This is a genomic window from Streptomyces bambusae (assembly GCF_019400985.1).
GTDB lineage: Bacteria > Actinomycetota > Actinomycetes > Streptomycetales > Streptomycetaceae > Streptomyces > Streptomyces bambusae_A.
In genome coordinates this window covers 1-2912 of sequence record NZ_WTFF01000530.1, presented here as the reverse complement: position 1 = coordinate 2912, position 2912 = coordinate 1, and the positions used below count along the sequence as shown (strand labels likewise).

2 protein-coding genes are annotated in these 2912 nt (G+C 74.9%); both read right to left on the bottom strand.

Annotated elements, in window-relative coordinates; translation table 11 throughout:
• A partial coding sequence (locus GPJ59_RS35140) for an FAD binding domain-containing protein (RefSeq protein ID WP_219672130.1) occupies window positions 1–382 on the bottom strand: 382 nt, incomplete at its 3' end.
• Window positions 379–2775: a xanthine dehydrogenase family protein molybdopterin-binding subunit gene (locus GPJ59_RS35135; protein ID WP_219672129.1), complete on the bottom strand. Its 2397-nt coding sequence runs from the start codon at window positions 2773–2775 to the stop codon at window positions 379–381. The genes GPJ59_RS35140 and GPJ59_RS35135, both read right to left, overlap by 4 nt.
• Between the last annotated feature and the right edge of the window lie 137 nt (window positions 2776–2912).

Here is a 2912-nt window from a genome sequence, read left to right as displayed (position 1 = left end):
CGACCGGCAGGTCGGTGGGCCGGCCGGCGGCCGCGAGGTTGCCGCCGGCGGTGCCCAGGTTGCGGACCTGCGGGTCGCCGTTGGCGCGGGCGGCGGCCGCCAGTTCGGGCGCCGCGGCCAGGACCAGCGGGTGGGCGGCGAGCTCGGCCAGCGTGGTGGCCGCGCCGATCCGCAGCGCGCCGGCATCGGTACGGGTGATGCCGCGCAGCTCGGCCAGCCGGCGGATGTCGACCAGCAGCCGGGCCCGGTCCCGGCCCGCGCGCAGTTCGGGCAGCAGGCTCTGGCCGCCGGCCAGCAGCCGGGCACCGGGCGTGCCGCGGAGCAGGGCCAGGGCCTCGCCCAGGCCGGCCGGGCGGACGTAGTCGGGTTCGGTGAGGATCACTGGGCCTCTCCTCGCAGGCGGCGCCAGACCTTCTCCGGGGTCAGCGGCATGTCGATGTGCCGCACGCCCAGGTCGGACAGGGCGTCGACGACGGCGTTGGTCACGGCGGCGGCGGGCGGGACGGTGGCGATCTCGCCGGCTCCCTTGGCGCCGAGCGGGTTGTGCGGGCTGGGCGTGACGGTCTTGTCGAGGGCGAAGAAGGGGGCGTCGGTGGCGCGCGGCAGGGCGTAGCCGGTGAGGTCGGCGGTCAGCAGCCGGCCTTCGGGGTCGTAGACGGCGGCCTCCATCAGGGCCTGGCCGAGCCCGTGCACGATGCTGCCCTCGATCTGGCCCTGCACGATCGTGGGGTTGCCGATGTGGCCGGCGTCGTCCACGGCGGTGTAGGCCACCACCTCGGTCTCGCCGGTGAGTTCGTCGACCTCGACGACGGCGACGTGGGTGCCGAAGGGGTAGTTGAAGTCCGGCGGGTCGAAGTGGGTGGTCTCGTCCAGGGCGGGTTCGATCTCCGGCGGCAGCCCCCAGCCGTACCACAGGGCCATGGCCAGCTCGGCGAAGGTCTTGGCGTTGGCGGGGTTGCCCTCCTCGTGGACGCCGCCGCCGGCGTGGACGACCTTGTCCTCGGGGATGCCCAGCAGGACGGCGCCGGCCCGGACCAGCTTCGCCTTGAGCTTGCGCGCGGTCAGGGCGACGGCCGGCCCGGCCATGCTGTACGAGCGCGAGCCGTACGTGCCCTGCCCGTACGGAGCCCCCCGCGTGTCGCCCTCGTACACCTGGACGGCGGCCGGGTCGATGCCGAGCTCCTCGGCGGCGACCTGCGCGAAGACGGTGCCGTGGCTCTGGCCGGTGGAGGCGGAGCCGACGGTGACGGCAACCTCCCCGGTGGGGTGGATGCGGATGTTGGCGCTCTCCCAGGTGCCGCCGAGCATGCCCTCCTGGGACATCCGGGTGGAGGGGCCGACGCCGCAGACGGCGACGTACGTGGCGAGGCCGACGCCGAGCCGCTTGCCGCGGGGGCGGGCCTCGGCCCTGCGGGCGGGCATGGCGGCGTAGCCGGCGAGTTCGAGGGCGCGGTCGAAGTTCTCCCGGTAGTTGCCGGAGTCGTAGGTCCAGCCGAGGCCGTTGTCGTAGGGGAACGCCTCGGCGGGGACCAGGTTGCGGCGGCGGACCTCCGCCGGGTCCATGCCGATCTCCGCCGCGTACCGGTCGACGAGGCGTTCCATCAGGAAGGCGGCCTCCGCGCGCCCGCTGCCGCGCTGGGCGCCCAGCGGGACGGTGTTGGGGAAGGCGGCGTAGACCTCGCAGAAGGCCGCCTCGACGGCGTACATGCCGGTGATGGAGCGGCCCATCAGGGCGGTGGCGACGCCGGGGCCGATGGTGGAGGGGTACGCGCCGAGGTTGGCGTAGCTGGTGCAGCGCACGGCGGTGATGCGGCCGTCCCGGGTGCCGGCGAGGGTGACGTGCTGGCGGTGGTCGCGGCCCTGCACGGTGGAGTTCATCAGGCCGGTGCGGGTGTCGACCCACTTCACCGGGCGGCCGAGCGCCTTGGACAGCAGCAGCACCAGTGCCATGTCGGGGTAGAGGTAGCCCTTGGTGCCGAAGCTGCCGCCGACGGTCGGGGCGATCACCCGGAGCTTGTCGAAGGGGATGCCCAGGACCAGCGCGGACAGCAGGAAGCGGTGGTTGTGGGGCCCCTGGGTGGAGGCGTAGAGGGTGTACTCGCCGGTGGCCGCGTCGTGGACGCCGACCGCGCCGCGCGGTTCGATCGGACTGTTGATGGTCCGCTGGTTGACCAGGTCCAGCTCGACGGTCACCTCGGCGGCGGCGATCGCGGCGTCGGTGCGGTCCTTGTCGCCGCAGGTCCAGTAGGCGTTGAGGTTGCCGGGGACGGCCTCGTGGAGCTGCGGGGCGCCCGGGGCGAGGGCGTCGTCGGCGCGGGTGACCACGGGCAGCGGCTCGTACTCGACGTGCAGGGCGGCCAGGGCCGCGGCCGCCTGGCGCGGGGTCTCGGCCACGACCACGGCGAGGGGGTCGCCCACGTGCCGGACGGTGTCGCCGCTGAGCACCGGGCGGGCGCCGGGCAGTCCGTACGGGTGGGGCGGGAAGTGGCTCTCGACCCCGCCGGGTACCCAGATGCAGGGCAGCGGCATCACGTCGGGGAAGTCGGCCGCGGTGGCCACCTTCAGGACGCCGGGCATGGCCTCGGCGGCCTTGGTCTCGATGCCGAGGATCCGGGCGTGGGCCAGTTCGCTGCCGAGGATGGCCATGTGGGCGGTGCCGGGCAGGTCGATGTCCGCCACGTACGTCGCCTCGCCGCGCAGCAGCTGCGGATCCTCGCGGCTGTCCAGCGGCTGCCCGAGGACGCGGCGGCGGTGCTCCCCCGTCGCTGTGCTCATGGCCTCAGCCCTCCTGTCTCGGTGCGGCGGTCGCGGCGGGGGGGGCCGGGAACGGGGGGTCCGGGGGCCCGCGCCCCGCCGGGGGGGCCGCCCCTTCGTCTTATACACCTCTCCCCCGCCCCCAGCAGACGGTGGAG